Raw genomic sequence first — 26,170 nt, forward strand, 5'->3', positions numbered from 1 at the left:
ACGGTCCTTTTTTAGAGGGCATAGGAGCACCGCTCACAAGCCAGCAGAACAAACCCCTCAGAACGCATTTCTTGACCAGTCAAAACAGCGTTTTGGGTTGCCTGGCGCGCGTAAGGGAAGGGTGATATAGTCTTACATCTAAGCCAGCTTAGCTAGCTTATTGTTTGCGGTCAAAGCGCCCGGCGGTTACCCGGACCGTTTTCGCAGGGTCCAAATTGCTTACGGCCGTAAACTCAAACGTCCCAGCTGACAAGGTCGGCCGGCTGGCATTACTCAGGATGATCCGGCCAGTATGACGGGCGCTGGTCGTATATAGCTCCCCCTTGCCCCCGCCAAGGTCTATCGTCGCGTGGTCAAAAATCGTACTGTCCACGGCCGTGGGCGGCAAGCCCGTGTTCCGATTCAGCACAAACTCCCCCTTGCTCGGGTTACGTAGAAACAACGTGACGACAACATATTTAGTGGCCTGCTCACTGTTGATACGCAGCTCGTAAGTGGGCCTTACAGGAAATCCGGGGAAGATTCTGGCGTAGCCTCCTTCCAGCGCCCCAGTGGGGCCACCCGTCCCTAACAGCGTACCTGGCCACCCGGTAGCGGGATAGGCTATCCCATCGACCAGAAAACCGCCGGTGTTCAACCCTTCCTGACTGATGCGGGGCAGGCTGGCCTGCGGGTCAGCTTTTGTACAGGCACTTCCAACAAGGGTCAGCCCCCCCAGCACGAGATAAAAGCTACGCATAGTTTGGAACAGGCTAGTGACTTTATAGGATTGCCAAACGTACCCGCTCACCGCCCAAATAGAAACTAGATTCTTGCTGGTTGGAGACTTTACGTGCCCTGCCGCTCGCGCGTTACCGCCGGTTAATTCCTTGATTAGCAAACTTATTTTACGCACAAAATCCGACTTTATAGGCAGGCTGCGAAAGCTCCTCCCAAAACTATTGTTTTTCGAACGCACCTACTGGGTCAGAATTCAGAACCTACTTCCTGAGCTACTGAAGCACCCCCTAGGCTATCCTTTAGCACTCATCAAAGGGGGCCTCAGAATTGCGCGCCTTATTGAGCCACCAAGCGACGGATTGTGACTCCTTGCACATTACCAGCTGCAAAGGGGTTCTTCTGGCAAAAGGGTGCATTTACACGATAAGAGATTAACCACCTGATTTACTGCGCTGTAATAGCGGGCCAAACCTTGCCTATTAAAAACCGAACCCTTTTTGGTAAGTTTGGCGCCCCTACTTGATTGCTTGGAATCGCCCTTTTTGAGCAGGTTTCCGAGCCACCCTTTTTGATAAAACGCCGCCGGAGGGCTTGTCGTGTAAATCCACCTTTTTGCCAGCAGAACCCTTATCCGAGGGCAACTAGTTGCGCTGCTGCTTCCCGGCCTGATTTCCAGCTTTACCCCGTACGAGCGGACTTCCCTAACCCATTTTGCCTAACCCTTTCATGAAAATCACCTCCTACCTGCTGCCGCTGGCCTTGCTCACCGCTTGCACGCCGGATTCGGCCACGACGGCGTCGGCCCCCGAGGCCTCAACCGCTGCGCCGGCTACGGCAAAGGACGTGGCTCCCCTTGCCGTGCCGGGCGAGCCGTGCACGGTGCAGCTGCCGGGCCTCACCTTCACCCGCTCGCTGAACGGAGCGGCCCAGCACGTCACCGTCGACAAAGGCGTGCTCACGCTGCGCGCCGCGGCCAAAAGCGACAACTTCAACGACCCCGACGGCAAGCTTAGCAACAACAGCGCCCCCGTGCTGCTGACCCAGGTGGACAACACCAAGCCCTTCACCCTCACAGCCCTAGTAGCGCCACAGTTCCTGGAAACCTACGACGCCGGCGTGCTCTACGTCTACCTGCGCCCAGACTGGTGGCAGAAGTTCTGCTTTGAGCGCGACGAGCGGGCCCGCACGCGCGTCGTGAGCGTGCGCACCATTGGCACCTCCGACGACAACGACCACGACCTGGTCACGGCCAAGCAGGTGTACCTGAAAATCTCGTCCGATGCCAAAACCATCGGCTTCTACCACTCGCTCGCCGGCAAGCAGTGGGAGCTGGCCCGGCTGTACAAGAACGACTACCCGGCCACCATCTGGCTGGGCCTTAGCGCCCAGGCGCCGGTCGGCAACGGCATGAGCACCCGCTTCGAGCGCTGCACCCTTACCCAGACAAGCGTCGCCGACTTCCGCCTGGGGCAATAGGAGCGGACGTGTGGGCGGGCGGCGGGGCCCTTACCTGTCCCGGCATCACCAGTGGTGACCGGACTGCGAGAAGCCAGCTTATGTAATTGAATAAAATGAAGTAAAGCCGTCGCCTTTTGGCTAACTCTTTTTTCCTCTTTTGTTCAATTACATAATGCTAGTTATAATCCGCGTCTTAGAAAAGTGGCGGTTTTGGCCTCCTCGGTCGGGGTACTACCGGCATAGTCCTTTGGTGGGGAACCGGGCTCTCGTTTGGAGTTTACGAAACTCATCCCCTCGGCGCGTTTCCTAAACGTCGAATCGTAGACGAGTTTCGTAAACTCGCCGAGCGCTGCAATGACCTACGAGCACCTGGTGCCAGGCAGCTGCCAGGTGTTCACCGAAAGAAGGGTTTAGTTGACCTTTGGCTGACCGACAGCGCTCCAATAAAATATCCAAAATTAGGTGTTGTGTACGGCTCGTCCGAATGCCAAATTTGCCGAAAGAGACCCACGGCCTCGGCACCTTTTTGTTCCCACGATACCACCGACTGCGAATCCCTATGAAAACCCCATCCCGCTTCTTCTACTTTGTTGCCATCTTGTGCCTACTCCTGGCCTTGGCCGGAGCCTTCATGACGGGTTACTATTCCGGCCGCAACGACTCCTTGGCGAAGCTGGGGCAGGAGCTGGGCTTTGGGGGCGCGTTCTTGGCCATTATCGCCTCTGTTGTGCACAAAAAACAAAAAGTCAACCCAGCCAGTCCGCGCTAAGAAGACACGTATGAATTACGGCCTGGTGCCGTGCAGATGGGCTTGCCCGCTTCAGTTCACTGAAACGGTCGTGGCCTGAACTCGCTATGTTTGTTGAAAGCAGTGTTCAGGTTGCCTGCTGATGAACTGCCATGTTCAGCGGTAAGGCGATAGAGAACGTGGTGCCTTGTCCTTTTTGGCTCTCCACACTAAGCGTGCCGCCGTGACCCTGGGCGATGATGTCGTGGGAGAGGGAGAGGCCCAGGCCCGTGCCCTCACCGCTGGGCTTAGTGGTGAAGAAAGGCTGGAGGATTTTGGCTTGAACTTCCGCCGGCATGCCCGTGCCGTTGTCCGTCACCCGAATTTCGACGTACCCATCCCGTTGTTTCGTGCTGACGCCCACTGTGGGCTGGTAACCGGCCCCAGCGGTTTGTTGGCGCTGCTGCACGGCGTAGAAGGTGTTGCCGAACAAGTTGAGCAGCACCCGGCCCACGTCTGCGCCGGCGGCTTCGACCAGCGGCAGGCCGGCTGTAAAGTCCGTGTCCAGTATGGCGTTGAAGGTTTTGTCATTCGCCCGTAGGCCCTGGTATGCCAGGCGTAGGTACTCCTCGCAGAGGACGTTGAGGTCGGTGGGCTGCCGCTCACCGGTGCTTTGGCGCGAGTGCTCCAACATCGCGCACGATGCCCGCGGCGCGCTTGCCGTGCGCCGTGATTTTGCCTAGGTTCTGGCGTAGGTTGCCCACGAGTTCGGCTTCCAGGCCGGCGTCGCGCGCGGGTCGCGCTTGCTCTTCGGCCAGTTCGTCAAGTAGCTCGGTGCTGACTTCGGCGAAGTTGTTGACGAAGTTGAGCGGGTTCTGGATTTCGTGAGCGATGCCGGCCGTGAGCTCGCCCAGACTGGCCATTTTCTCTTTCTGGATGAGTTGGGCCTGGGTCGCGCGCAAGTCGGTGAGCGAGCGTTGCAGCTCGCCCGTGCGCTGGCTTACTTGGGTTTCGAGCGTCTCGTTCTGGGCGGCCAATAGGGCTTGCTTGTCCTGCTCCCGCCCGTTCTTGCCTACATGTTTGATGTGTTTGCCCAGTACATTCGCCAGCAGGCGGCCCTTACCGAGACGGAAATAGACGTGCTGCGCGCCCGTAGCACGGTGCGGAAGCTGCGCAAATGGCAGTCCCTGCTGCACGAAGGGGAAATCTGGCGGCTCAACTGCTTTATTGCCAGCGGCTGCTGCCGGCTCTACCGGTTCAGCGAAGACGGCACTGACCACACGCTGCGGTTCGCCGTCGAGAACTGGTGGATGATGGACCAGGAAAGCTACCGCACCGAAACGCCTTCGGTCTACAACATGGAAGCGTTGGCGGCCACCACCGTCATTACCTGGACCAAGCAGAACTGGGAAGAACTCATGCACGACCTGCCGGCCCTGAAAACGTTCTCTGACCAGTTGCTTTCCCGCAGCTTCGAAGCCGGTCAACGACGCATTTTCTCCCTCATCAGTTCGCCGGCCGAGGCGAAATACCTGGAATTTCAGCAGACCTACCCCCTGGTATTCAACCGCGTTCCCTTGCACATGGTCGCGTCGTACCTGGGCATGTCGCGCGAGACACTGAGCCGCTTGCGGCGTTAAGGTCCAGCCAGGAGCCCCCCGCTAGCCACGTGAACCACCCTGGCCACGGACCAACAGCAAAAACCCTCCCGGGGCAACCAGGAGGGTTCTTCACTCGCTTGCAGCGCTCCGTAAACTAAGGAGTAAGTGTTGCGGGCTACTTGCTGCGCGCGCGCTGGGCTAGCTTACAGCGCGGGATGCAGGTCGCGCACCGGGCTTACCGACTCCAGTAGCGCCGCCAGGTGCAGCACCGTCGACTCGGCCCACCAGTTGCTGACCAACTGCACGCCGATGGGCAAGCCGTCGTGGCTGGTGCCGAAGCGGATGGATAAGCCCGGCAACCCGGTCACGTTGAGCGGCACGGTCGCGTTCTGAATGTAGGTGGCGGGCACCGTTTGCCCGTTGATAACCAGCTCGGACAGCCCGTGCGCGTAGGCCGGCAGCGGCAGCACGGGACACAGCAGCGCGTCGTAGCGCTGGAAGTAGGCGGCAAAGCCATCGCGCAGCCGCTCGGCGGCCTGCTCGGCCAAGACGTAGGCCCGCAGGGCCGTGTCAGGCGTGGCCAGCATCGCCTTCGAAATGGCGAACATCTCGGCTTCGTGGCCCGCCGTGGCTTCGGCAAAGGCGGGCTTTAACTCCATTACGTGCAGCTGATTAAACAGCGCCAGCGGATGCTCCTGCTCCAGGGCCGGGATGCGCACCGGCTCTACCACGCAGCCGGCGCCGTGCAGGGCCTCGGCCGCGGCCTGTACGGTAGCGGCCACCTCCGCGTCAATGGGTCCAAAGCCGGGCGCCACCAGCCAGCCCACGCGCAGGGGTCGGTCGGGGGTAGCGCCTACCCCCGTATCGAAGTGGCGCGGCAGGGTGGCGAAGCCGTCCAGCCCGTCGGGCCCGGCCAGTAGGGAGTACGCCAGCGCCACGTCGTGCACGCTGCGCGCCATGGGGCCCACGTGCCAGTTGCGCCGCGGCACGCGGGGCCAGATACCCGTCATCGGGATGCGCCCGTGGGTTGGCTTGAAGCCGATAATGCCGGTATTGGCCGCCGGCCCGCGCACGGAGATGGCCAGGTCGGTGCCCAAGCCGAGCGGCGAGAGGCCCCCCGCAATAGCCGCCGACTCGCCGCCGCTCGACCCGCCGGGCGTGCGCGCCAGATTCCAGGGGTTGTTGGAGCGGCCGGTGAGCAGGTTGTCTGTTTCGGTGGAGTAGGAGAACTCTGGCAGGTTGGTCTTGGCCAGCAGAATCGCGCCGGCCTGCTTCATCCGCGCCACACTGGTCGCGTCCACGTCGGGGGTGCGGCCGTGAAAGATGGGCGAGCCGCGCTGCGTGAGCACCTGCGCAGTGTCGATAGAATCCTTCGCTGTGAAAGGCACGCCGTGCAAGGCCCCGAGGGGGGCGCCGCTCATAACGGCTTTGCCCGCCGCGTCGGCTGCCTGCAAGGCCTCATCGGCCAGCAGGGTCACGAGGGCATTGAGCGCGGGGTTGACGGCGCTGATGCGGTCGAGGTGGGCCTGCACCACTTCGCGGGGCGTCACCTGTTTGGTACGGATGAGGGCGGCCAGCGCCGTAGCATCCTGGTAGTAGAGAGGCTGGTCGGGGCCGTTGGAGGCAGTTTGCATGGGGGTGTTTTTTTAGGGTTTGGGCAACCCTCGTTCCCGTCGCGGGAGGTCCGGTTGCCGAGGCAAAATTGGGAAGCCCCCCTGCCAAGAAATGGCGTCAGCTGACACAATTTGGCCGTGACATTTGTCACCCTTTTTATTCGGTTTACCCCCGTTGAGCACCTAACTCCCTAGCCCCTACTGCCGGCAAGCTAAGCCAGTGCGCCACCCTAGCCAGGGCGTTGGCGCCTGCCTCTACAAGGCTATTCTGGGCCTTGGTTAAAAGTTACTTAAATACCGCATGAGAATACATTTTTCTTGTGCAGTAAGCTCAGGAATAGCACTGTAGAAGGTCGGGCCTTCGGTGGTAATGGTCTGCGTGTTGGAGTTCAAAACATGGGGGAGTTGCAGTTCCAGCGTGCCCCGGTTGTGCCAGACCGTGCCGCGCAAGCCCATTTTGGAAAGTAGCAAGTCTGAGTCTAAACCCTGCGACGTGGCCGTGCGCGAGACGTAGGACAAGATAGATACAAACCCAGGTGGACCCAGACCCGACTGACCAGCACCCTTGCCGTTGCTTTTCGCTCCTACGATTGGGCGACCATACAGCCAGTAGAGAACAACTGCTCGCTTGACGGGGCATCGGGTAAAAAAGATAAGACTTGCCCCTGGCTGTCTTTGTTCGACCACCTCAGACACCCAGTTCCGCAGCAGAACAGCGCACGGACCGATGACGTATATTTTACTGTAGTAGCTCTGCCCAAAATCGGAGAGTTGAACAAGCTGAGCATTAACTATTTCACTCAGTAGGCGTAGCCTATTCCGACCTTGCCTAGGTCCGTTGTTGAGCGCGCTGCTAGTCGGCAACTACACCAGCCAGGAACAGGAGGAGCTAGTAAACCATGACTTTCAGATTGTTTCCTCGTGCTGATGCGGTATGTAACCGAGTATTTTAAGCAGCCCTTGGTTAGTAGCGCGCCCTTGGCTTGGGAGGGAGTGCGGGTAGAGCAGCACCGGCTGGAAGCTGGCGAATTGCCCGCGCACCACCATAAGCATCACTTGCTGATGCTCTACCAGGCAGCGGTGCCCCTGGTAGTCCATCAATTACACGAAACGCGGACAACGAAGACGGTGTATCACACCGGCGATTTGGGCTTATATCCGGGCGGCGACTACAGCACGCTAACCTGGACTACTCCCCATGAAAACGTGTACCTGATGGTTGACGACCAGCACCTGGACCGACTGGTGCGGCAGGGCCTGGACCTGACGCATTTTGTTCTGAGCGAGCGTCTGAAATTTAACGACCCGTTCCTGGCCCAGCTCTGCCGCCAACTACTGGCTGCGGCCGGCAGCCAGCACGCGCTGGGGCTGCTCTACGTCGAATCGTTGACCAATGCGCTCTGCTACCACCTGATTCAGTATCATGCCGCCCATGAGCGGCGCATTGCCACGGGCGGACGACTGACGCGGGAGGTGCTGGCCCGCATCGATGACTACCTGGAGGCCCACGCCGAGGCCCCCGTGACGCTGGACATCCTGGCGGGCCTCGCCAATCTGAGCGTGTTTCACTTTGCCCGGCTCTTCAAGCAGACGATGGGGGTGGCCCCTTACCAGTACGTGCTGGGCTGGAAAATCCGCCGCGCCCGCCAGTTGCTGCGCCTGGGCCACGCTTCGGTGGCTGACATCAGCGACGTGCTGGGCTTTGCCTCACTGGCTACCTTCTCGACCGCCTTTAAGCGCGCCGTGGGCTGTAGCCCGCAAGAATTTCAGCGGGGCGGGGCCAGCGACAAAAGATAGCAAGAATTCAAAAACGAATAGCAAGAATCGAGGAAGTGGGCAGGGATAGATACGAGACCTTTGTGCTCGTTATTTCACCCTAGGTACTGCCCATAAACGTTTTCCTCGCCGGGGTCTATAGCTACGTGGCGGCTGTGGCACTGCGCCAGGCTAGTCAGCACGTGACGGGGCTGGTGCGCCACCTCAACTCGGAGCGGGCCTACGGACTGCGGCGCAGGAAATCACCTCCTGGCCAGCGACCTACCGCGCCGCGCTGGCTGCCTGCGACGTGTGCCTAACCACTGACCAGAGCTTTTGTGACCCGGCCAGTACTGACCGCCTGTTGCTCGAAACCCTGCCCCCGCCAGCCCGCCCCAACCCTGACTTTTTCTTTACCCCATGAAGAATCCTGAAGCACCAACTGCCCCCGCACCGGTAGCCTTTGCGCCGCTGGTGCGCTATACGCCCGAGGTGGAGCAAATCCCGGCCGAGGAACCGGAGACCATTGCCAAAATTGGCCAGATGATGGTCCAGATGGCCGAACAGGTCCGCGCGCAGCACGGCAAGGTCATGCGTGCCACCCACGCCAAGGCCACGGGCTTGCTGAAGGGCGAACTGGTTGTGGCCGACGACCTACCCCCCGAGCTGGCCCAGGGTATGTTCGCGCAGCCCGGCCGCCGCTACGATGTGCTAGCGCGCTACTCGCAGGGGCCGAGCAACCCGGTAACCGATAAGGCTTCCGGCCAGCGCGGCATGGCGCTGAAAGTGCTGGGCGTGGCCGGGCCGCACGTGGCCGGCGGCCGCGAAACCAGCACCCAAGACTGGGTGCTGGCCCCCGACCCGGCTTTCATCAACGCTACGGCCGCTGGGTTTCTGACGAACTTTCGCTTCGGGGCTTCCAACACGCCGCGTCTGCCGGAAGCGGCTATTGTAGGGCTCTCTTACGCTGCCCGGGGGGTAGAAGCAGCCCTGGAAACGGTCGGGCTCTCCGTCGGCACGCTCAAGCTAATCGGGCGCGAGCCCCTGCACCCCATCGGCCACGCCTACTACAGCCAGACTCCCTCCCGCTATGGCGACTACATCGCCAAAGTCGCGGCCTTTCCGACGCCGGAAACCCTCGCTATCCTGGGCAACCCGCACCTCGACCAGGGGCAGGATGACAACGCCTTCCGCACGGCGATGAGCCAGTTCTTTGCCCAGCACGGAGCTTCGTTCGAGCTACGCGTGCAGCTTTGCACCGACCTGGCGGCCATGCCCGTTGAGGATGCCTCGGTGGAGTGGCCCGAGGCCCAGAGTCCGTACCGCACCGTTGCCCGCCTGACCTTTCCGCCCCAAGCAAGCTTTAGTGAGGCTCGTTTCCAGTATTTCGAGCAGCGCTTGTCTTTCAACCCCCTGCACGCCCTAGAAGCCCACCGGCCACTGGGCGGCATCCAGCGCGCCCGTGGGGCCGTGTATTTACAAACGCAAGATTTTCGCCAGCACACCAACCAAGTAGCCGCCGCCGAGCCGCTTAGCGCCGACGAGGTTCCCGACTAAAGGAGGGCAAGTCATCATTTATCAACCCGAAGAGCTTGGGCGTGCGCACTACCTCTGGCTACTAGCAGGCCTGGAAAGTCAGCCAGGTAGTAGGGCCGTTCGGGGGGGGTAGGGGAGGGACGTGCGGCACTTGGAAAGAAATATCTAATGGACTATTGCCTAAGAACCATCACGTTAATTTATTCTCAATTGCTGCCCTATGGCCGAGTTTCCTGCGTTCCCTGCCACCGGCGATTTGGTCGGCAAAGTGGCCCTCGTAACGGGGGCCTCCCGTGGCATCGGCCGCGCCATCGCGCTGCGCCTGAGCCAGGCCGGCGCCAGTGTCGTCGTGAATTACACCAGCAACGCCGCCAGAGCTGACGAGGTCGTCGCGGCCATTACGGCGGGCGGTGGGCAAGCCACGGCGATTCAGGCCGACGTTAGTCGCCTCGCCGACGTGGCCCGGCTATTTCAGCAAGCCGAGGATTTTTTTGGTGGGCTCGACATCGTGGTCAACAACGCCGGCACGTACCTGGCCAAGCCGCTGGCGGACGTGACCGAAGTCGAATTTGACGAACTCTTCAACCTGGACGTTAAGGGCACTTTCTTTGCCCTGCAAGAAGCCGCCCGCCGCGTGCGTGACGGGGGGCGCATCATCAACATCTCTTCGGGCCAGACGGCCGTGCCGAACCCCAACCAGTCGGTGTACGCGGGCGGCAAAGCGGCCGTGGAGCAGTTTGGCTTGGCGCTGGCCAAGGAACTGGGCGGACGCCAAATCACGGTCAACAACGTGCTGCCCGGCATCACGGAAACCGAGGCGCTGGCCATTCCGGAAGAACTCAAACAGCAACTGCTAGCGAACACTCCGCTGGGGCGCCTAGGGCAGCCCGACGACATTGCCGAGGTCGTGGGGTTTTTGGCCAGCCCCGCCGGCCGTTGGCTGACGGGCCAGAACGTGCGCGCCGCCGGGGGCCTCATGTAAAGGGAGGAGCTGCTTAAAAGCCTTCGCCACTAGCCGGCGAAAGGCAGTGAATATAGCCCGTGGTAGGGCCCTGGCTCCGCAAGGGATACTGGATAGCGCAGGCTTATAAACGGGCGTTCTATCCGTTAATACAAACAGTGACTTTTCTGGAAGGTAACATTATGGAGAATCAAAGAAATGACTTGGTGAGCTTGATTGATAAATTCTTTGTCCCCGCCGCTGCCAAGACAGAGTTTTATCAGATGATAGCGATGAACCGGGGCTTCCTTCAGAAGCTGCCCGGCTTTATAGAAGACGCCCACTACGAACACTCAGATGAGCAAGGGAATCTGCGCTACGTTACGGTAGCGGCTTGGGGAAGTACCCAAGCGATAGATAGCGCAAAAGAAGCGGTGCAAGCAGAGTATGAAAGGCAAGGGTTTGACGCTGCTACGATGATTGAACGACTCGGTATCACAATCGACCGGGGTATTTATCGGGAAGTTGAGTTGCAAACCATCTAGCTACGGCCGCCGGCCGCGACGGCCGTTTTCTCCCTCAGCCCTGTAGTGCTGGGCAGCGGCGGCGGGACGCGCCGTCGAGTTGCGGCTGCGCTCTTCGTTGCCCCGCACCGGACGCGACCTGCCCATTCTGTTGCTTTCGCGCGGTCACGGCCAGTCGAATTTCCTCTCGTCCCTGGAGGGGTATGGCCCACTGGTTAGTTTTTGGGCTGCTCGCGGCTTCGTCGTCATCCAGCCCACTCACTTCAGCTCCAAAACCCTGAACCGAGACCCGCGCGTGGCAAGCGCGCCCGGGGCTCCCTTGTTCAGGCGCTCCCGCGTGGAGGACCTGACGTATATCCTCGACCAGCTAACCACCCTGGAGGCGGCCGTCCGCGAGCTGACCGGGCGCCTGGACTACAGCCGGGTCGCGGTGGCCGCGCATTCCCTGGGGAACACACGGCTGGGATGTTGCTGGGCGCGCAGCTAACCGAGGAAGATGGCATGCGGGTGAACCTGCTGGAGCCCCGCATCAAGGCGGGCGTGCTGCTCACCCCACCCGGTAACGGGGGCGCCGACCTGAGCGCGTCGGGCAATGAGCGGGTGCCCTTTTTCCGGCGCCCTAGCTTTGCCGAGATAACGACCCCTACCCTGATTGTCATCGGGGACCAAGACGTTTCGCCACATTTAACCGTGCACGGAGCCGACTGGCATGCCGACCCCTATTTCCGGAGCCCCGGCCCTAAGTATTTGCTGACGGTCGTGGGCGGCGAACACTTATTGGGCGGTATTTCGGGCTACGATGCCGCGGAAACAACCGACGAAAACCCCGAGCGGGTAGCCTTTCACCTGGGCCTATCTGCGCACGGCACTCTACCCCGAGGACCCAGCCTGGCCGCTAGCTTGTGCCGCGCTGCAGGACAATCTCCAGCCCTTGGCCCGGGTGGAGTACAAATATGCGGCGAGACAGCGGACGGGCATCGACGCGCACGCGGACCAGCCCCCCTACAAGAGAGGCGCAGCTAGTACTGCGGCTCTCTTGTAGGGGGGCTGGTCCGCATTTTAAAAGTTACGCGCTACCACTAGCTGCGCTACCCGGGCGTGGTCATCCATCACTGTCGCAAAGACGCTGCCGGAGAAGCAGGTACCTGAGTCAGGTGGCAACCTTTGGGCACATTTACTTAGCGTGCTATATTTTCCGTTTCCTGAGACTACCCTACCTATAACGTTTGGGACAGCAGGCACTCAAATCGTGGATAAGGCTATACATTAGCTAACTTTAATATTCCATGTTTCAACCTGTTGTTCCATATGAAGCTACTTGTTAACATCCTCCGAAGCGTGGGTATCCTGCTGGTCGGGTTCGCCGTCATCGCGCTTGTGAACTTCCCACACGACCGCCTGCTCAACACAATCGCGGCAGGCTCGGCAATCAACCATGTGCCCTTGGGAACCCGGGCGGAATGGCTATCGGTGGGCCTTGTCTTTCTGGCCGGGGTGTTGGCGAGTGCGGTGGTTGGCCTCTTAGATAAACGACCAAGAAAACCTCTTTTGGTCGTGCTCTTGGTCTTATTTCTGCTAGTTGACCTAGCCGGCGTGTTCGGGGCCTTGGCCAGCACCAGCTTGGCCTATCGTCTCGCAATCGTCTTACTCGTGCCCATAGAAGTAGGGGTAGGCTACCTCCTAAGTAAACGCCTAAAACCGGATGGGCAGCTCCCATTCGTTTAAACAGGTTCCTTGTAAGTCAGTAATTTGTCCCTGTCTAAGTTGGCGGGCCTTAGCAGTTTTAACATAGGACTCAGAAGCAACACGCAGAAAATGCTCGCGTATTTCCCACGCAGCAACCGCTTACGCACTTCCTGACTAGGCCAGTAAATGCGTAAGCGGTTGGTTAAAAAGCTGCCTAAAGCCTGCCGGTTTACTACAGCACCGTGCCACCGGTGGCTTCTACGCGCTGGCCGTTGAGCCAGCGGGCGGCGTCGGTGCAGAGGAAGGCGACGATACCGCCGATGTCATCCGGCTCGGCCACGCGGCCGAGCGCCGTGGCCTGGGCCGCCCAGGCCCGTAGTTCGGGCGTGTCCTGCATGGCCCCGCCGCCAAATACGGCTCCGGGCGCTACGGCATTGACGGTAATGCCGCGGCTACCCAGCTCCAGGGCCAACTGCCGGGTGAGCACGTCCAGGGCTCCTTTCACGCTCGCATAAACGGAATTGCCGACATACGCCACGCGGGCGGCCACCGAGGTGATGTTGATAATGCGGCCCCCGTCGCGCAGCAGCAGTAACGCCCGCTGGGTCAGAAAATACACGCCTTTAAAGTGCTGGTTGAGCAGCTCGTCAAACTGCGTCTCGGTGGTCTCGGCAAACGGGACTATTAGGCCCGTGCCCGCGTTGTTGATGAGGAAATCAATCTTGCCGGTGCCAAACGTATCCGCTAGCACGTGAGTTACCTGGGTGAAGAAGGCTGCAAATGTGCTCGTATCGGCCACATTTAGGGGGAGGGCCACGGCGCGGCGCCCCAGAGCCTCGATGGCGGCTACGACGGCCGCGGCTTCCGCCTGCTGGCTGCGGTAGGTCAGGATAACGTCGATGCCTTGCTGGGCCAGTTTCAGGGCCATGTCCTTGCCCAGGCCCCGGCTGCCGCCGGTAAGCAGGGCGATTTTGGCAGTACTCATAAGGGGGAGTTTGTCGTGTTGAAAAGAACCCGACAAAGGTCCGGCGGCCCACTACCGCCCGTATTGTACTCCCCAATCAGATTTTTGTAGCAATCAAATCACAACGGCTTGCTGCGTTCGAAAAGCGCCCGGGCTGACGTTGGCGTAGCGGCGGAAAAAGTGTGAAAAATGGGCTACATCGACAAAGCCCAGGCGCTCGGCAATTTCCCCAAGCGTCCAGTCAGATTGGTGCAGCAGCACCTTAGCCTCCTGGGCGAGCCGCCCGCCGAGCAGGTCGGTGGTGGTGCGGCCAGTGTTGTCCTTGAGCACCTTGTTGAGGTGGTTGACGTGCACGGCGAGCTGGTCGGCAAAGTCCTTGGCCGTACGCAGCGGTACCTGCTGCTGGGCAGCGGTCAGCGGAAACTGCCGCTCGAGCAGTTCCACGAAGCGCGAGGCCAGGCGAGCCGCCGCGGGGGCGGGGTGCAGCGCGGTGGCCGGCCGCCGCTTCTGGCCCAGGTGCAGCAGCTCCAGCACGTAAGCCCGCAGTAGGTCGTATTTGTGGGCGTAGTCGCAGGCCAACTCCGCGTGCATATGCGTGAAAATGGCCGCTGCCCGCGCTGCCTCGGCGGGTGTTAACTGAAATACCGGCAGGCCGCTGGCCTGAAACAGCGGCAACTCATCGAGGGTAAGCCCCCCGAGCACGGGCAACATGAACTCGGCCGAGTAGAGGCAAAACTGGCCTTGCTGCCGCTCGGCCGGCCACCACTGAAACCCCTCCCTAGGCGTCGAAAACACCAGCGTGTCGGGCGCGATGTCAATCGTCTGGTGGGCGTACTCGGCGCGGCTGCGGCTGCGCAGAAAGCTGATTTTGTAGAACGAGCGGCAGGGGTAAGCGGCGTCGGGCCGCAGCTGGCTGGTCTCCCAAAAGTCGGCCAGATTAAACACGTTAAAGTGGCCCACCTCGCGCTGAATACCGCTGGGCAGCAGCGTGTTTAGATCGAGGCTCGTGCAAGGAGCTACTTCTTGGTAAAGTGCCTGGAGCGCAGTCGTCTTCATCGCAGCGGAGTGCTTGTAGGATTCAAAGGTACGGCCGCCCACCGCCGGGCGACGGACTTGTCTTGGCACCCCTGAAGGGAGCTGGCTACTGCTGCTAGTCAACTTTCGCGGCCTGAGGTGGCTGACTACCTACTTGACGAAGTAGCGGTTACCTTAATTTGGCTGATAAGACGCTCTCTTAAAAGTGTCGCGTCAAGTTCTGTCAACAGCCACGGGCCCTTATTGGATGGTTTTGCCGAGGGCGTAGCCAGCGTGTGGAGGCACTTTCTTCCGCCGTTTTCAGCCGACCCGTAGTAGACTGCTTGTGAAGGAAGGGTGCGCAACTTAACAGATAGGCAATTATAAGACACTGCAAAGTTGAGTTTTGCTCTTTCACATACAGAGAAGGGATAAGTTATTTGCATCTGTTTGGCGAGCCGATCGTACTATCCTTCCTTACTTTTTTTCAGATCTCTAGAATGGCCCTTAATCTACATGAGTTACAAGCCCTGTTAGACCAAGCTGCTACTGCAGCAGCAAATGATAAAGAGATTCGCAAGAGTCTGGTGCGCGTAGAGAATCTAGTTAGCAACATCACCAAAGAACTGACGGGCATTTACGAACTCCTGGACGGTGCCACCTCAGCCCGCCAAACGCGAAAAATCCGCACGCCGAAAGCGGCAGCGGATATAGATCCAGAGGCACCATATGGACGGCGGAAAGATGGGACACCTAAAGACAAGCCGGGGCGCGGTAAGGCAAGCGAGGCAGCTGAATAATTACTGGTTAGCAGTAGCTTATATCTTGTATTATGCGCTGTGCCGATTCGACTCCGGCTCTGGGTACTAAGAGGTACTAAAACAGCCTCCAGAATACAAAAACCCCCTGTTCAGCATCGCTGAGAAGGGGGTTTTTCCAATTTCGGCCTACCCCAGCTGACCATCTACTGACCAACGAAAAATTCACTGACCAATCTACATGGGTTACTCTGCGAAAGTGGTGTTGCGCCGGCCGGCGCGCAAGGCTGGCACCTGCCAGGTGCGGCTGCTAGTGGTGCTTGATGGGCGGGCGGTGCCGGTAGGCCTAAAAGTGAATTGGCCCCCTACTCTATTCGACGAAAGCACAGGCCAGTGTCTGGCTTCGGTGCCCGCCAAAGCCCGGCCGCCGAGCAGCTGGCCAAAGATTACAACCTTATCGTTGGCCATGCCCAGGGCAAGGCCAACGACATTTTCGTCGAGTGCCGCCTGAGCAGCCAGCCCCTCTCGGCCGAGCGGTTTTTAGTGGAGTTTAATACGGAGGGCAGCAAGGACGATTTTGTGAGCTACTTCTATCACAAAGTCATTCAGCGTCACCACAAGGGGGAAATCACTGACATCACCAAGAAGAACCACCTCAGCACGTGGCGCGCGCTGAAGGCCTTCCGAGAGGTAGTGCCCTTCTACACCCTAGGGCCCGATTTTGTCGACGATTTCAAGCTCTACCTCGACAAGCACGTGCGCGGCCTCAACACGCGCTGGAGCCGGCATAAGGACGTGAAGACCTACCTGAGTTGGGCCTGCAAAGAGAAAATCAAATTTGAAGACCCCTACGCCTACTTCAAAAACCAAAGCGAGCCGGGCAAGTGGAAGCCGCTCCAGCCCGACGAACTGCGCCGGTTGGAGAGCTACTACGGGCTGTACGCGCCGGGCACGCCGCAGTGCCGTGTCCTGGGCAAGTTTCTCTTCAGCTGCAAGTGTGAGCTACGGTTGAGCGACCTCAAGGAACATTAGCAACTCGAAGCTGGAGGGCAACCGCCTCACCTTCGAGATGCAGAAAGGCTGGAGCAAAAGCTTCAAGGCGAGTATGCTGCCGCTCACCCGCCAGGCCCTCGGCTACCTCATCGACGCGCAGGAAGAGGAAGGCCGGCCCGGCTTCTGCGACTACACCGACCAGTATGAGAACCGGGCCCTCACGGCCATCAGCTCGCAGCTGGGCATCGAGACCCATCTGCACCACCCACCACGTCGAGCGTCTTCTTCACCTTGTGTGGGTCGAGGTTCACTTCGAAGCTGCGTTGTCAATCGGTGATTTTATCCCGGAATTCCTCTTTTGTGGACTAGCCTTATAAAGTAGCAATACGTTTACAAAAAGGCCCCGACTTGCAACAAGTAGGGGCCTTTTGTAATCAATGCGTTTCTGGTTCGTTTATATCTGGTTGTCGCGGTTGAATCTGCCCGCTCCCAATGCGCGCTATTGCATCGGCTACCGTTTGGTCGTAGTCCTGTTGACTTTGGTAAATGCCCTCGGCAAACAACAACGAATCCACATAGCTATTTGCACTTAATGCTACTGGGCGTTTCGCCACCCGACCGGTTCTAGTTGCCGCCTGGGCAATCGGTTGCTGACTAGGAGTGGTGGGTAGTACCTGCTCAGGCAGCGAGACTGCCGGCCGACCACTACCTGGCTGCTGGGGCAGTAAGTTTTGTGGGTTTGGTTTACGCGTCGTAGCCATAGTTAGGAGAAAAAAGTCGTACTAAAGAGAGCAAGATACTCCGATCGACGGCATTTGTAGCACGTGACAATTACACAACGTGCCGGGCAGCTTTGGAGTTCAGGCAGCAAATACACATAGCTTTCATAAAGTTGCCCCCCAAAGGCACTTAGACACACATGCAGGTTAGGACGCGCCTTGCCGCGCCCCTGCAGCGGGGGGAAGATGTAGCGGGCGCGCTGCACAATACGGGCAATCTCGGTGTGCGTCACCCCATGATTTGAGTCAGCGTAGTTTTCTAATACATGCTGCGCATACTGACTAGTCCAATAAATATCGTAGCGCTGTCCCTCGTGGGTAATGTAGGTATTCAGGTGGGCCATTTGCAAAATGCTGCCTAATCAAAGCGTGAGTAGCAGGAACGAGCAAAGTAAGGCTATAGCACCCGCTGACTCGCTGTAAAGGCCTCTTATAGGTAGCCGAAGTGTCTTATAATTGGCCATATGTTAGGTTGCGCATTAAGAAAGGATTCCGCGAAAGTAGAGAACTTGGCAGTAATCGTTTTCCTGTCTTTTGTCCAACTAAAACACAACTTAAAAAAGCAAACCCGCAGCCCCATAATGCGGGCGTTCAACCGAGGGGACTTCGTGAAAGTTAATGGCGTGGCTGGGGAGGAGCACGTGCCCGAGGATCACCTGGCCATCTGGTTTGAAACGGATAAGCCGACCTCTTCACTGGAGAGGAACACTGCTAGCAGGCTTGAAGTCTGGACCATTCCCCAGGAGTACGCGCAACTAGGCCCTAGGCCGGCGCGGTCACCCATGCGGCCTGAGTAGCTTGGCGTACTCGGTGAGCAGTAGTCGCATATAGCCAAGCATTACGGCATCCGTGAGGTCTGTGTACGCGAAGCGCTGCGCGCGCACGGTAATAGCACGCACTTCATCATCATGTGCTTGCGCCCAAGAAATGCGCTCTTCTAAGTCCGAGAGGTCGCTTGCCAACGGTACGTAATGAATCCACGGTTTGAGGCCGGCGTCGAACCAGCCGCATAGCCCGGACTCCTGCTTAAGGATAGCCGAATCGCCATGCAGTCCCCAGAAGTATCGTGGCCAGGGTGACGTGAAGCCGTCCACCAACACTTGGTACCTGTAACGAAAGTGGTCAGCGATTTTGACGTACTGGCCAAGCCAGCCCTTGGATCTGACCAGTGCTTCGAGCTCTGGTGTGACGCTGTGGAAGCCGGTGAACACTGCATCGATGAGGTCGGGCCTAGCCTGCGACCGCTCGACAAGCCGGAAACGTACGCCCTGGGTGTAATTGCTGAGATCAAACGGCCCACCGGTGGTGGTGCCGCACCAGAAAGCCACGGACGCCCGCGACTCCCATGGGTGCTTGGCACAGCCGGCCTTAACTTCGAGGCGCAACTGGCTGCTCAATGCGAGCGTGAGGGGGTCGGGGATCAACAGGCCACTCTCATCAACGTTTGGCCGCTTTGAAAAGGTTAGTACCGGCGCCTCACAGCCGCGCGACCAGCCGTCAAATCCGTCGCCAAGGTAAAGAATGAAATCGAGCTCCGGTAACGTTGGGGCCAGCGCCTCGAATACAGAGGTCATCGTCCTGAACCGTTCCGTAATATAAGCCGGGAAGTGCTGCTGCGACGTAAGAATCCTCAGCCTGCCTGCCTGTACTGCATAGCGGACAAAATGATTGTGGTACTCGCCCGCGTAGAATGATTCGGCTACGGCAAGCCTCCCGGGGGTGATACCGTCCCTGAAGCGTGCCAGCTCGGCAGCGACCTGCTCATGCATCCAGTGCGGCAGCGTGAAAGGCTCGGCAACGTTAAAAGGAATTGCGCCGCGTAACCCACTAAGAGAGAGCAGTACACGCCAGTCACGACTAAAGAAACCAAGTGGTTGTAGAAATGCTTTAAGCAGCCGCTTAAATCGCCTGTAAAACGCCGCCGGTAATTTCAAGAGCATTTTTACGGATTCGGTGATGATCGACAGTGGATGAGGAAGCGATGGTCTGCGCTTTGCTATGCTACAAATATATATTTTCCAGCCTATTCCAGATTAAGCTGTCCCTCGCAATCCAAACTCCTATAAAGATAGTAGTGAAGCACTAACGTCGTCAAAATATAGGGATTACTCATGCAGTCTACGTTTTGCTGGTCCCCAAAAAGAACCGCTTAATTTTAATCAATGTGTAAGAAATATGCGAGAACTAAAACTCCCATCAAGCCTGATGGGGGTTGACTGCGTAATTCGCAGCGCTCTGGTAGCAGGGCTCGAACCTGCGTCCACTCGGACCGAGCGCTGAGCACTCTTCCACTGAGCTATACCAGAGTAGGGGATAAGGGCAGGGGTCGAACCTACGTCTGTACGCTTCCCACCGCAGTAAGCAGTTCGATCATAAAGGATAGTGATGCGTGTTACTTCTAAGAGGTACTCGAACTAACCTCCTCTCGTGTCTTATATTGCCCATATGTAAAATAGCTCGCTCTGCGGAGTGGTTTGGGGGTGGGTTCAGGCTACTTCCACTAGCGAAACAGTGCTTCTAATATCGCTTATCCGACAGCCCTGGCTACTAGTAGCGCCAACGCAAGGTGCCGGTTTCACCAAGCATCCGTACAAGAGCGCTCTATAAGCCGGTCTTGCTTCCTAAAACGGTCGATTGCTGGCAGGTTAGCGCCGGTCAACACGACGAACCGACTTGAGTAGTCCGAAACGGCCCCCCACTCGGTCTACTTTCTGTTTTTTCACGCTGTAAAGCGGGCAAACTGCGGTTTGTGGGGCCGTTTAGACGAAAAACGAAGGAAAAAGGGCTGGAAAACGCGGTTTTTTGCCTGTTCTGAGGCCGTTACAGAGGAATTCCGAGGGAATTTCCGGAGGAATTCCGAAGTATTTGCCGAAAACGCTGAAGTAGTTGCCGAAAACATGGAAGTAGTTGCCAAAAACACCAAGGTAGTTGCCCCTGCCGGTGGCCCTATCCGTGCCACACCAGCACCCGTCACGGCCTGGCCGACGAGCACGCGGCCCGCGCCGGCTAGGCGACGACCGGGCCCTAGTGCGGACCCGGGGCGACACGCCGGGACCAGCGCCTGGCCGCGCGCCGGTACCGGCGGGCAGGCCAAAAGGGGGGCTGGCGCCCGCCGTACGAAGTGCACCGGCGATGGCGGCGGACAGCGGACGCCCTGCGCCACCTCGACGCGGACGCTTCCGGCTCGCTCGCTCGCTCGTGCCTTTCAATTGCCTTTCAGCCTGCCTTTCAAAAAGTGTGGCCTGCCTTTTAGGTGCCTTTCAGAAAGTGTAAGCTGCCTTTCAGCGGTTGTAACATGCTTTTCAGGTGCCTTTTACAGGTTGTAAAACGCCTTTCACCCTGCCTTTCAAGTTGCCTTTCAGCTTATTTAGCGCTTTTCAGCGGGCCAAAAAGCGGCATTTCCGCCCTGTTTTGACTGGTTTGGGGGCCCTTTAGGCCGCCCGTGCGCACTGGGCCGTGCTGATTGGGGGGGCGGCAGCTTAGTTTGGCCCGGCAAAAGCCGCTGCCGCAACCTGCCGCGCGGCTGCTGGGGCCAGGCCATTGGCGTTGGGCCGCTCGCGGCCCGGGAACGAGCCCCTAAGCGCGCGGGCAACTCCTCGAATCCTTATTTTGACGAATGATCGCCCCCCTAGGCGCGTGCGTTTGCCTCGCCCGCGTGGCGGCCGGCAGGGGGAGTGAGCTCGTGCACGCAGCCCACGTAGCCGGCGGATACGTCAGGTCAACCAAGGGGTAGTGGCTAGCGCCGAACGTACGACCAGGTAGGAAACGGTTGATTGCGGGTGGTTTGGCTCCGCTCCACACGACCAACCGGCTTGAGTAGCTCCAAAACGCCCCCACTTCGGTCCACTTGTTGTTCTTGCGCGCCATAAAGCGTGCAAACCGCGGTTTGCGGGGCCGTTTTAGTCGGAAAACGAGGGTAAGAGGGTCGAAAAACGCGGTTTTTTACCTATTTCAGAGGCTACTAGGGGGGAATTCCTTGGGAATTCCCCAAAACGCCGGAGGAATTCTGGAGAATTCCTCGGTTATAGCCAGCGAATTCTCCGATTTACGTGGGGCATTCCCCTGCCTTTGGCCATGCCCACCCACACGACCCGCACAAAATCCTCCCGCGCCACTGCCACACCGACAAGCACGCGGCCCTGGCCGGCGCGTCGCCCCGGGACCAGCGCCTGGCAGAGCACCGGCCCCGGCGGGCAGGCTCAAACCAGTGGCGGCGGCAGCCCTACGAAACGCAGCGGCCCGCCCGCCGGCCTGCCGCTAGCGGCCCAGTGACGGGCCGTGAACGCCGCCGAGGCGTTGGCTGCGTCCACGGCCCGGGTCGCCCGTTAAACCGTCCGGCACCGGGCCCCGCCCCACCCCGACGGGGTCCAATAACGAAAGTTATGCTAAGTTGAGTAGGTAGCGCGAAGTAGTAACTCGTCGTTTGCGAAATGTAAAACTCATTATATTCTATGAAGGCCTATTCAGCAGATGAGGGTGTTACGTCAGGTGAATAGCAATTTGCATCGTGGCTCTCGAACACTATAGCCCGTGATATTATGCTGCTGAAATGCCTCTAATAACCTTGGTGATATATATCCCCTATAGAGGGATAGGAAATGAGTGCCCCAGAGGTCTAACGTGGTATCGAAGTGTTGATTGAAAACCAGTCTGGTGGCTTGAGCAGCGCGCCCCTTCTCCTCAAAGAGCGCCGTGTATTGCTGGTAAGTAGTTACCGTGAACTGCTGCTTGAATTCCCGAACGTGCCACGAAAAGTTAAACTCGCTTTGGGAGAAATCAACTGTTTCGCGCCCGTCCTCTAAATCATAAAGCAACCACCAATACCCCCCGACTTCTTGTTCACCTTTCGTAAACGTAACGTCGAAATAGCGATGACGGGGAAGCTTATAGTTCTCTAGCAATACGCGCAGCTTTTCGCTCACAATATAGCCTTTGAGCAATCCGGCATCTACTAGGTCGGATAGTTTCCCAGCTTTATGTAGGGGGATACGCAGGAGCGGGTGGCCGTAATCGGGCATAGTAGCCCACTTCTTCATGCGGTCCTTCGTTGCATACTCGCCACTAAACAATTCCCTGTACCACTGATTTCGCTGATAGAACGCTTCATCCACATAGGCCGCGCCTAATCCAGTGCGCACTCCCACCACCTTAGGCTCTATAGAATGGTGTAGTTCTAGATAATTAATCATCCAGATGAGGTTGGGTGTTGGAAATACTAGTGCAAAAGTACCATCCCAAGCGTAGCGACTGATTGAGGCAGAATCACCACTTTTCCGAGGTTTGTCCGGTAAGCCGGATTATGTTAAGAGACAAAAGGGGGAAAGAAATAGCATCGTTGCGGCTGCTTTTCTTCCTTTTGTTCAACTCGATAGTCAGTCTACAGGACATATAGTCCGTCTTGCAAGCGCACCACTTCTTGTCCTCTTAGACGTCGATATTGCCACACGGACTGGGTGAAGGTGCGATAGGTGCTCAGCGCCTTCGTCTGCGTATCGAGCAGCACAAGGCGTTCATTACCCATGTCACTGATAAATAAGTCGTTTTCGTAACAGATAACTTCTTCCGGATGATTGAGTTCAGTGGGGTCCCAACTACCCCCAACCTCACAGAGCTTCTGCGCGGAATCTACTTCATACTGCGCTACTTGGTGAAAGCTGGGTACTGCTGTCCACAAGCGGGCTTCGGCATCCAGTGCGATGCTGTAGATGCTCATGACGGACTCAATAGAGGTGGGCAATTCCCGCAGTAACTGCCCCATCGGGCTAAAGCGTCGCACGACGGAGTCCTGAAACGCGCAGCGTAAGCTATCCCCATTCGGTAAAAAAGCGACCTTTTCCCCAGCCTGATAAGGTAGTAGCGGCCCGCGGTATTTAGCCTGGTTATAGGCCTGCTCGCTCACTTCCCAGCCGCGGGTGAGGTCGTGTTGGACGAACGTATCCTCTTGGCCCGGGTAGTTGGTGCGACTTACGCGGTAAAAGAGGTGCTCTTCCGCAACTACTAAGTCATAGGCCCGGTCATGGGCTGCTAATTTCCGCATACGCCAAATCTACGCAGCGTCAGGCACCTGACTTTTAGCAACGGCGCATCATACCCGGCTAAGTGAGCTTGTCACGTTTCTTAAACTAAGGTGGCTGTTTCAGAACTCGCCCACTCGCTCAGCAGGGTGCCTATTCCGCGCAAAAGCGGCCAGCGACTGCATGCCAAGTCCTAAGCGTAGTTCTGCAACAGCCACTATTGTTTTTCGAACGCACCTACTGGCTCAGAAAGTACCGGTTTCCTACTAATAATTCAGAACCTACTTCCTGAGCTACTGAGGCACCCCCTAGGCTATCCTTTAACACTCATCAAAGGGGGCCTCAGTATGGTGCACCTTTTAGAGCCAGGTTCTGATACTGTTCAGCCTAGTTTAGCCACTTAGCCTCTATGGTTTACCGCTGACCTGTCAGGGTCTGGTAAGTAGCTCTATCTTCGGCAGCGAAGCCGTAGCCCTGGTAGTTATAGGCGTTCTTGCCTACCTACCATGCCCGCTACGTCCGAACTAGTCGCGCTCGTCACCCTGCTGCCCACCCCCTATCTGCTGCTCTCGCCAGCCTTCCTCATCGAAGCGGCGAGTGAAGCCTACCTGGCCGCCACACTGAGCCCCCGCGAGCGCCTGGTGGGGCGGCACCTATTTGACGCCTTCCCGGACAATCCCCAGACGCCCGAGGCTCAGAGTGTGCACAACCTGCGGGCTTCGCTCGAGCAGGTCCTGGCCACCGGACAACCGCACGAAATGGCCCAGCAGCATTACGACGTGCCCGACCCCGCGCGCCCCGGTCAGTTCATCGAGCGCCACTGGCTGCCGCGCAATACCCCGATGCTGGATCCGCAGGGCCGGGTCGTCTACATCGTGCATTCCGCTCGCGATGTCACAGCCGAAGTGCAGGCGCATGCCCACCTGCGCCAAAGTCAGGCCGCCGAGCAGGCGGCCCGCGTTGAAGCCGAGGCCCAGCGTCAGCACCTGCATGACATCCTGATGCAGTTGCCGGCGCAAGTGGCTACCAACCGGGGACCCGCTCATGTCTTCGACCTGGTGAACCCGCGCTACCAGCAGCAGTTTCCCGCGCGCGTGCTCCAGGGCCTCCCCGTCCGCCAGGCCCTGCCGGAACTGGCCGGGCAGCACTTTTTTGAGTTGCTCGACCAGGTCTACCAGACCGGGGAGCCGTTCTACGGCCACGAAATGCCCGCCGCCGTGGATTATACCAACTCCGGCCGCCTGGAGCGGCGCTATTTCGACGTGTTCTTTCAGGCCTTGCGCGATGCCAACGGTCAGATTGACGGCATCCTCAATTTCGCCTATGACGTGAGCGAGCAGGTGCGGGCGCGGGAGCAGTACCAGCAACTAAACGAGGAATTGGCCGCAACCGTGGAAGAGCTGCGGGCCACCACCAACGAGTATCAGGCCGCTAACCTGGCCTTGAGCGAAGCCCAGCACCGGTTACAGCACCTGAACCAGGAGTTGGAAGCGCGGGTACTCGCGCGCACCCGAGACGTCCGGCAGGCCCAGGCCGAAACCGAAGCCCAGCGCCAGCGTCTCTTTCAACTCGTGGCCGAAGCCCCGGCCCTGATTGCCACCCTGCGCGGCCCCGAGCACGTCGTTGAGTTAGCCAACGACGGCTTCCGCGCCCTCTTTGGAGGCCGCGCAATAGTAGGCAAACCCTACCGCCGGGCCGTCCCCGAACTCGAAGGTCAACCGTTTTTCGCCTTGCTCGACAACGTGTATCGAACGGGCGAAACCTCCCACAGCCTCGAGCAGCCCATGACGCTTGACCGCACCAACTCAGGCCGGCTGGAAGACCGCTATATTACCTCTATCTACCAAGCCACCCGCGATGTTCAGGGGCAGATTGACGGCATTCTGATTTTTGCCACCGACGTCACCGGCCAGGTGCTCGCCCGCCAAGAGCGCGAGGCCCAGCAGCGGCAGTTCTACGCCTTCTTTGAGCAGGCCCCCTTTGGCCTGTGCATCTTCGGCGGGCCCGATTTGGTCTACGAGTTCTTTAATCCGACTTACCAACTGCTATTGCCCAACCGGGACCTGGTGGGCCGGCCTCTGTTAGCGGTCATGCCGGAACTGGCGGGTACGCCGGTGGAACGTCTGCTGCGGCGCGTCTACGAGACGGGCGAAACGCAGCACGAGCACGAGTTGCTCATTCCGGTGGCCCGCCCCGAAGACGGGGAACTCGAGGAGCGCTACTTCACCATCGTCTACCAAGCCCGGCGCGACGCGCAGGGCCGCATCACCGGCATTCTCAATTTTACGGTGGAGTTTACGGAGCAGGTGCGGGCCCGCCAGCAGGTTGAAGCGCTTAACCAGAAACTGGTGGCCACCAACGCGGAACTCCACGCGAGCAACACCCAGCTCACGCGCACCAACGTGGACCTGGACACGTTCGTCTACACGGCCTCGCACGACCTGAAAGCCCCGATTACCAACATCGAGAGCATCGTGCTGGCCCTGCGCGCGACGTTACCGCCCGCCGTGCAGCAGGATGAGCTGGTGGGCCACTTGCTGAGCTTGCTCGACACCACCGTGGCGCGCTTTCAGTTCACCATCGGCCAGCTCACCGACATTTCCCGCCTGCAACTGGCCCACGTCGGGCCCGCCGAGCCGGTCGTGCTGGCCCCCGTGGTGGAGGCCGTGCGCCTGGACCTGATGCCCGCTATCGCCGCGGCGGGTACGCAGCTCACTATTACGGTCGCCCCCGACCTGGTGGTGTCCTTTTCGCCCGCCAACCTGCGCTCGATTGTGTATAACCTGCTCAGCAATGCCATCAAGTATCGGGCCGCCGACCGGCCCTCGCAGGTAGGGGTGCGCGCCACGCAAACTGACCACGCTGTGGTACTTACCGTGCAGGACAATGGCTTGGGCATGAGCGAACTGCAACAGCGGCAACTCTTCGGCTTATTTCAGCGCCTGCACACCCACGTCGAGGGCACGGGCGTGGGCCTATACATCACCAAGCGCCTGGTGGAGAACGGCGGCGGTACCATCGCCGTGCAGAGTCAGCCCGACGCGGGCACCACCTTCACCGTTACCTTCCCGGCCTAAGCACCCGTCTT

The 26,170-nt window shown here is 58.9% G+C and carries 23 protein-coding genes and 1 tRNA gene; 13 read left to right on the top strand and 11 right to left on the bottom strand.

Annotation, left to right across the window (positions count from 1 at the left end):
* Positions 1-157: 157 nt before the first annotated feature.
* A complete protein-coding gene (locus ACFSDX_RS23945; protein ID WP_382318307.1) occupies positions 158-739 on the bottom strand; it encodes a Riean_0653 family protein in 582 nt (193 codons plus the stop codon).
* Positions 740-1,446: 707 nt separating this feature from the next.
* Between ACFSDX_RS23945 and ACFSDX_RS23950 the strand changes: the two genes are divergently transcribed.
* Positions 1,447-2,196: a DUF1349 domain-containing protein gene (locus ACFSDX_RS23950; RefSeq protein ID WP_382318309.1), complete on the top strand. Its 750-nt coding sequence runs from the start codon at positions 1,447-1,449 to the stop codon at positions 2,194-2,196.
* Between the two features lie 541 nt (positions 2,197-2,737).
* Complete coding sequence (locus tag ACFSDX_RS23955; protein ID WP_382318311.1) at positions 2,738-2,947, top strand: hypothetical protein; 210 nt, start codon at positions 2,738-2,740, stop codon at positions 2,945-2,947.
* Between the two features lie 106 nt (positions 2,948-3,053).
* On the opposite strand, the gene ACFSDX_RS23960 is transcribed toward ACFSDX_RS23955, so the two are convergent.
* Positions 3,054-3,599, bottom strand: coding sequence for a sensor histidine kinase (locus ACFSDX_RS23960; protein WP_382318313.1), 546 nt, complete (start codon positions 3,597-3,599; stop codon positions 3,054-3,056).
* Positions 3,568-3,942 (bottom strand): histidine kinase dimerization/phospho-acceptor domain-containing protein, encoded by a 375-nt coding sequence (locus ACFSDX_RS23965; protein ID WP_382318315.1) that lies wholly within the window; start codon positions 3,940-3,942, stop codon positions 3,568-3,570. Before ACFSDX_RS23965 ends, ACFSDX_RS23960 begins: the two co-directional genes overlap by 32 nt.
* 39 nt (positions 3,943-3,981) lie before the next feature.
* Here ACFSDX_RS23965 and ACFSDX_RS23970 point away from each other — a divergent pair, with 39 nt between their 5' ends.
* Positions 3,982-4,545: a Crp/Fnr family transcriptional regulator gene (locus ACFSDX_RS23970; RefSeq protein ID WP_382318317.1), complete on the top strand. Its 564-nt coding sequence runs from the start codon at positions 3,982-3,984 to the stop codon at positions 4,543-4,545.
* Positions 4,546-4,709: 164 nt separating this feature from the next.
* Here ACFSDX_RS23970 and ACFSDX_RS23975 read toward each other — a convergent pair whose 3' ends face one another.
* Both ACFSDX_RS23975 and ACFSDX_RS23980 read right to left on the bottom strand, forming a co-directional pair.
* Positions 4,710-6,140 carry an amidase gene (locus ACFSDX_RS23975; protein ID WP_382318319.1) on the bottom strand — a complete coding sequence of 477 codons (1,431 nt, stop codon included), beginning with the start codon at positions 6,138-6,140 and terminating at the stop codon, positions 4,710-4,712.
* Positions 6,141-6,398: 258 nt separating this feature from the next.
* Positions 6,399-6,638, bottom strand: a complete 240-nt coding sequence (locus tag ACFSDX_RS23980) for a hypothetical protein (protein ID WP_382318321.1) — start codon at positions 6,636-6,638, stop codon at positions 6,399-6,401.
* Positions 6,639-7,046: 408 nt separating this feature from the next.
* Between ACFSDX_RS23980 and ACFSDX_RS23985 the strand changes: the two genes are divergently transcribed.
* From ACFSDX_RS23985 to ACFSDX_RS24005, 5 genes are all read left to right on the top strand, one after another.
* A complete protein-coding gene (locus ACFSDX_RS23985; protein ID WP_382318323.1) occupies positions 7,047-7,916 on the top strand; it encodes a helix-turn-helix transcriptional regulator in 870 nt (289 codons plus the stop codon).
* Positions 7,917-8,294: 378 nt separating this feature from the next.
* Positions 8,295-9,431, top strand: a complete 1,137-nt coding sequence (locus tag ACFSDX_RS23990) for a catalase family protein (RefSeq protein WP_382318325.1) — start codon at positions 8,295-8,297, stop codon at positions 9,429-9,431.
* Between the two features lie 199 nt (positions 9,432-9,630).
* On the top strand, positions 9,631-10,392 hold the full coding sequence (locus tag ACFSDX_RS23995; RefSeq protein WP_382318326.1) for an SDR family oxidoreductase: 762 nt from the start codon (positions 9,631-9,633) through the stop codon (positions 10,390-10,392).
* Positions 10,393-10,529: 137 nt separating this feature from the next.
* Positions 10,530-10,895, top strand: a complete 366-nt coding sequence (locus ACFSDX_RS24000) for a hypothetical protein (protein ID WP_382318328.1) — start codon at positions 10,530-10,532, stop codon at positions 10,893-10,895.
* A gap of 1,287 nt (positions 10,896-12,182) precedes the next feature.
* On the top strand, positions 12,183-12,599 hold the full coding sequence (locus ACFSDX_RS24005) for a hypothetical protein (protein ID WP_382318330.1): 417 nt from the start codon (positions 12,183-12,185) through the stop codon (positions 12,597-12,599).
* A 193-nt stretch (positions 12,600-12,792) separates the two neighbouring features.
* On the opposite strand, the gene ACFSDX_RS24010 is transcribed toward ACFSDX_RS24005, so the two are convergent.
* A complete protein-coding gene (locus tag ACFSDX_RS24010; protein WP_382318332.1) occupies positions 12,793-13,545 on the bottom strand; it encodes an SDR family NAD(P)-dependent oxidoreductase in 753 nt (250 codons plus the stop codon).
* Positions 13,546-13,638: 93 nt separating this feature from the next.
* On the bottom strand, positions 13,639-14,580 hold the full coding sequence (locus ACFSDX_RS24015) for a helix-turn-helix domain-containing protein (RefSeq protein ID WP_382318334.1): 942 nt from the start codon (positions 14,578-14,580) through the stop codon (positions 13,639-13,641).
* Positions 14,581-15,038: 458 nt separating this feature from the next.
* Between ACFSDX_RS24015 and ACFSDX_RS24020 the strand changes: the two genes are divergently transcribed.
* From ACFSDX_RS24020 to ACFSDX_RS24030, 3 genes are all read left to right on the top strand, one after another.
* Positions 15,039-15,338 carry a hypothetical protein gene (locus ACFSDX_RS24020; RefSeq protein ID WP_382318336.1) on the top strand — a complete coding sequence of 100 codons (300 nt, stop codon included), beginning with the start codon at positions 15,039-15,041 and terminating at the stop codon, positions 15,336-15,338.
* Between the two features lie 351 nt (positions 15,339-15,689).
* Entirely contained in the window at positions 15,690-16,328 is a 639-nt protein-coding gene (locus ACFSDX_RS24025) for a phage integrase SAM-like domain-containing protein (RefSeq protein WP_382318338.1), read from the top strand.
* A gap of 37 nt (positions 16,329-16,365) precedes the next feature.
* Positions 16,366-16,626, top strand: a complete 261-nt coding sequence (locus ACFSDX_RS24030; protein ID WP_382318340.1) for a hypothetical protein — start codon at positions 16,366-16,368, stop codon at positions 16,624-16,626.
* A 1,218-nt stretch (positions 16,627-17,844) separates the two neighbouring features.
* Here ACFSDX_RS24030 and ACFSDX_RS24035 read toward each other — a convergent pair.
* Positions 17,845-19,008, bottom strand: coding sequence for a glycosyl transferase family 90 (locus ACFSDX_RS24035; RefSeq protein ID WP_382318342.1), 1,164 nt, complete (start codon positions 19,006-19,008; stop codon positions 17,845-17,847).
* A gap of 293 nt (positions 19,009-19,301) precedes the next feature.
* Positions 19,302-19,374: transfer RNA gene (locus tag ACFSDX_RS24040), tRNA-Pro, on the bottom strand.
* Positions 19,375-21,142: 1,768 nt separating this feature from the next.
* Between ACFSDX_RS24040 and ACFSDX_RS24045 the strand changes: the two genes are divergently transcribed.
* Positions 21,143-21,340: a hypothetical protein gene (locus ACFSDX_RS24045; protein WP_382318344.1), complete on the top strand. Its 198-nt coding sequence runs from the start codon at positions 21,143-21,145 to the stop codon at positions 21,338-21,340.
* 212 nt (positions 21,341-21,552) lie between these two features.
* Here the strand turns inward: ACFSDX_RS24045 and ACFSDX_RS24050 are convergent, their stop codons facing one another.
* Both ACFSDX_RS24050 and ACFSDX_RS24055 read right to left on the bottom strand, forming a co-directional pair.
* Positions 21,553-22,257, bottom strand: coding sequence for a hypothetical protein (locus ACFSDX_RS24050; protein ID WP_382318346.1), 705 nt, complete (start codon positions 22,255-22,257; stop codon positions 21,553-21,555).
* 188 nt (positions 22,258-22,445) lie between these two features.
* Positions 22,446-23,105: an NHL repeat-containing protein gene (locus ACFSDX_RS24055; RefSeq protein ID WP_382318348.1), complete on the bottom strand. Its 660-nt coding sequence runs from the start codon at positions 23,103-23,105 to the stop codon at positions 22,446-22,448.
* Positions 23,106-23,588: 483 nt separating this feature from the next.
* Between ACFSDX_RS24055 and ACFSDX_RS24060 the strand changes: the two genes are divergently transcribed.
* On the top strand, positions 23,589-26,159 hold the full coding sequence (locus tag ACFSDX_RS24060) for a PAS domain-containing protein (protein ID WP_382318350.1): 2,571 nt from the start codon (positions 23,589-23,591) through the stop codon (positions 26,157-26,159).
* The last annotated feature ends 11 nt before the right edge of the window (positions 26,160-26,170 follow it).

Source organism: Hymenobacter bucti (assembly GCF_042681145.1).
GTDB lineage: Bacteria > Bacteroidota > Bacteroidia > Cytophagales > Hymenobacteraceae > Hymenobacter > Hymenobacter bucti.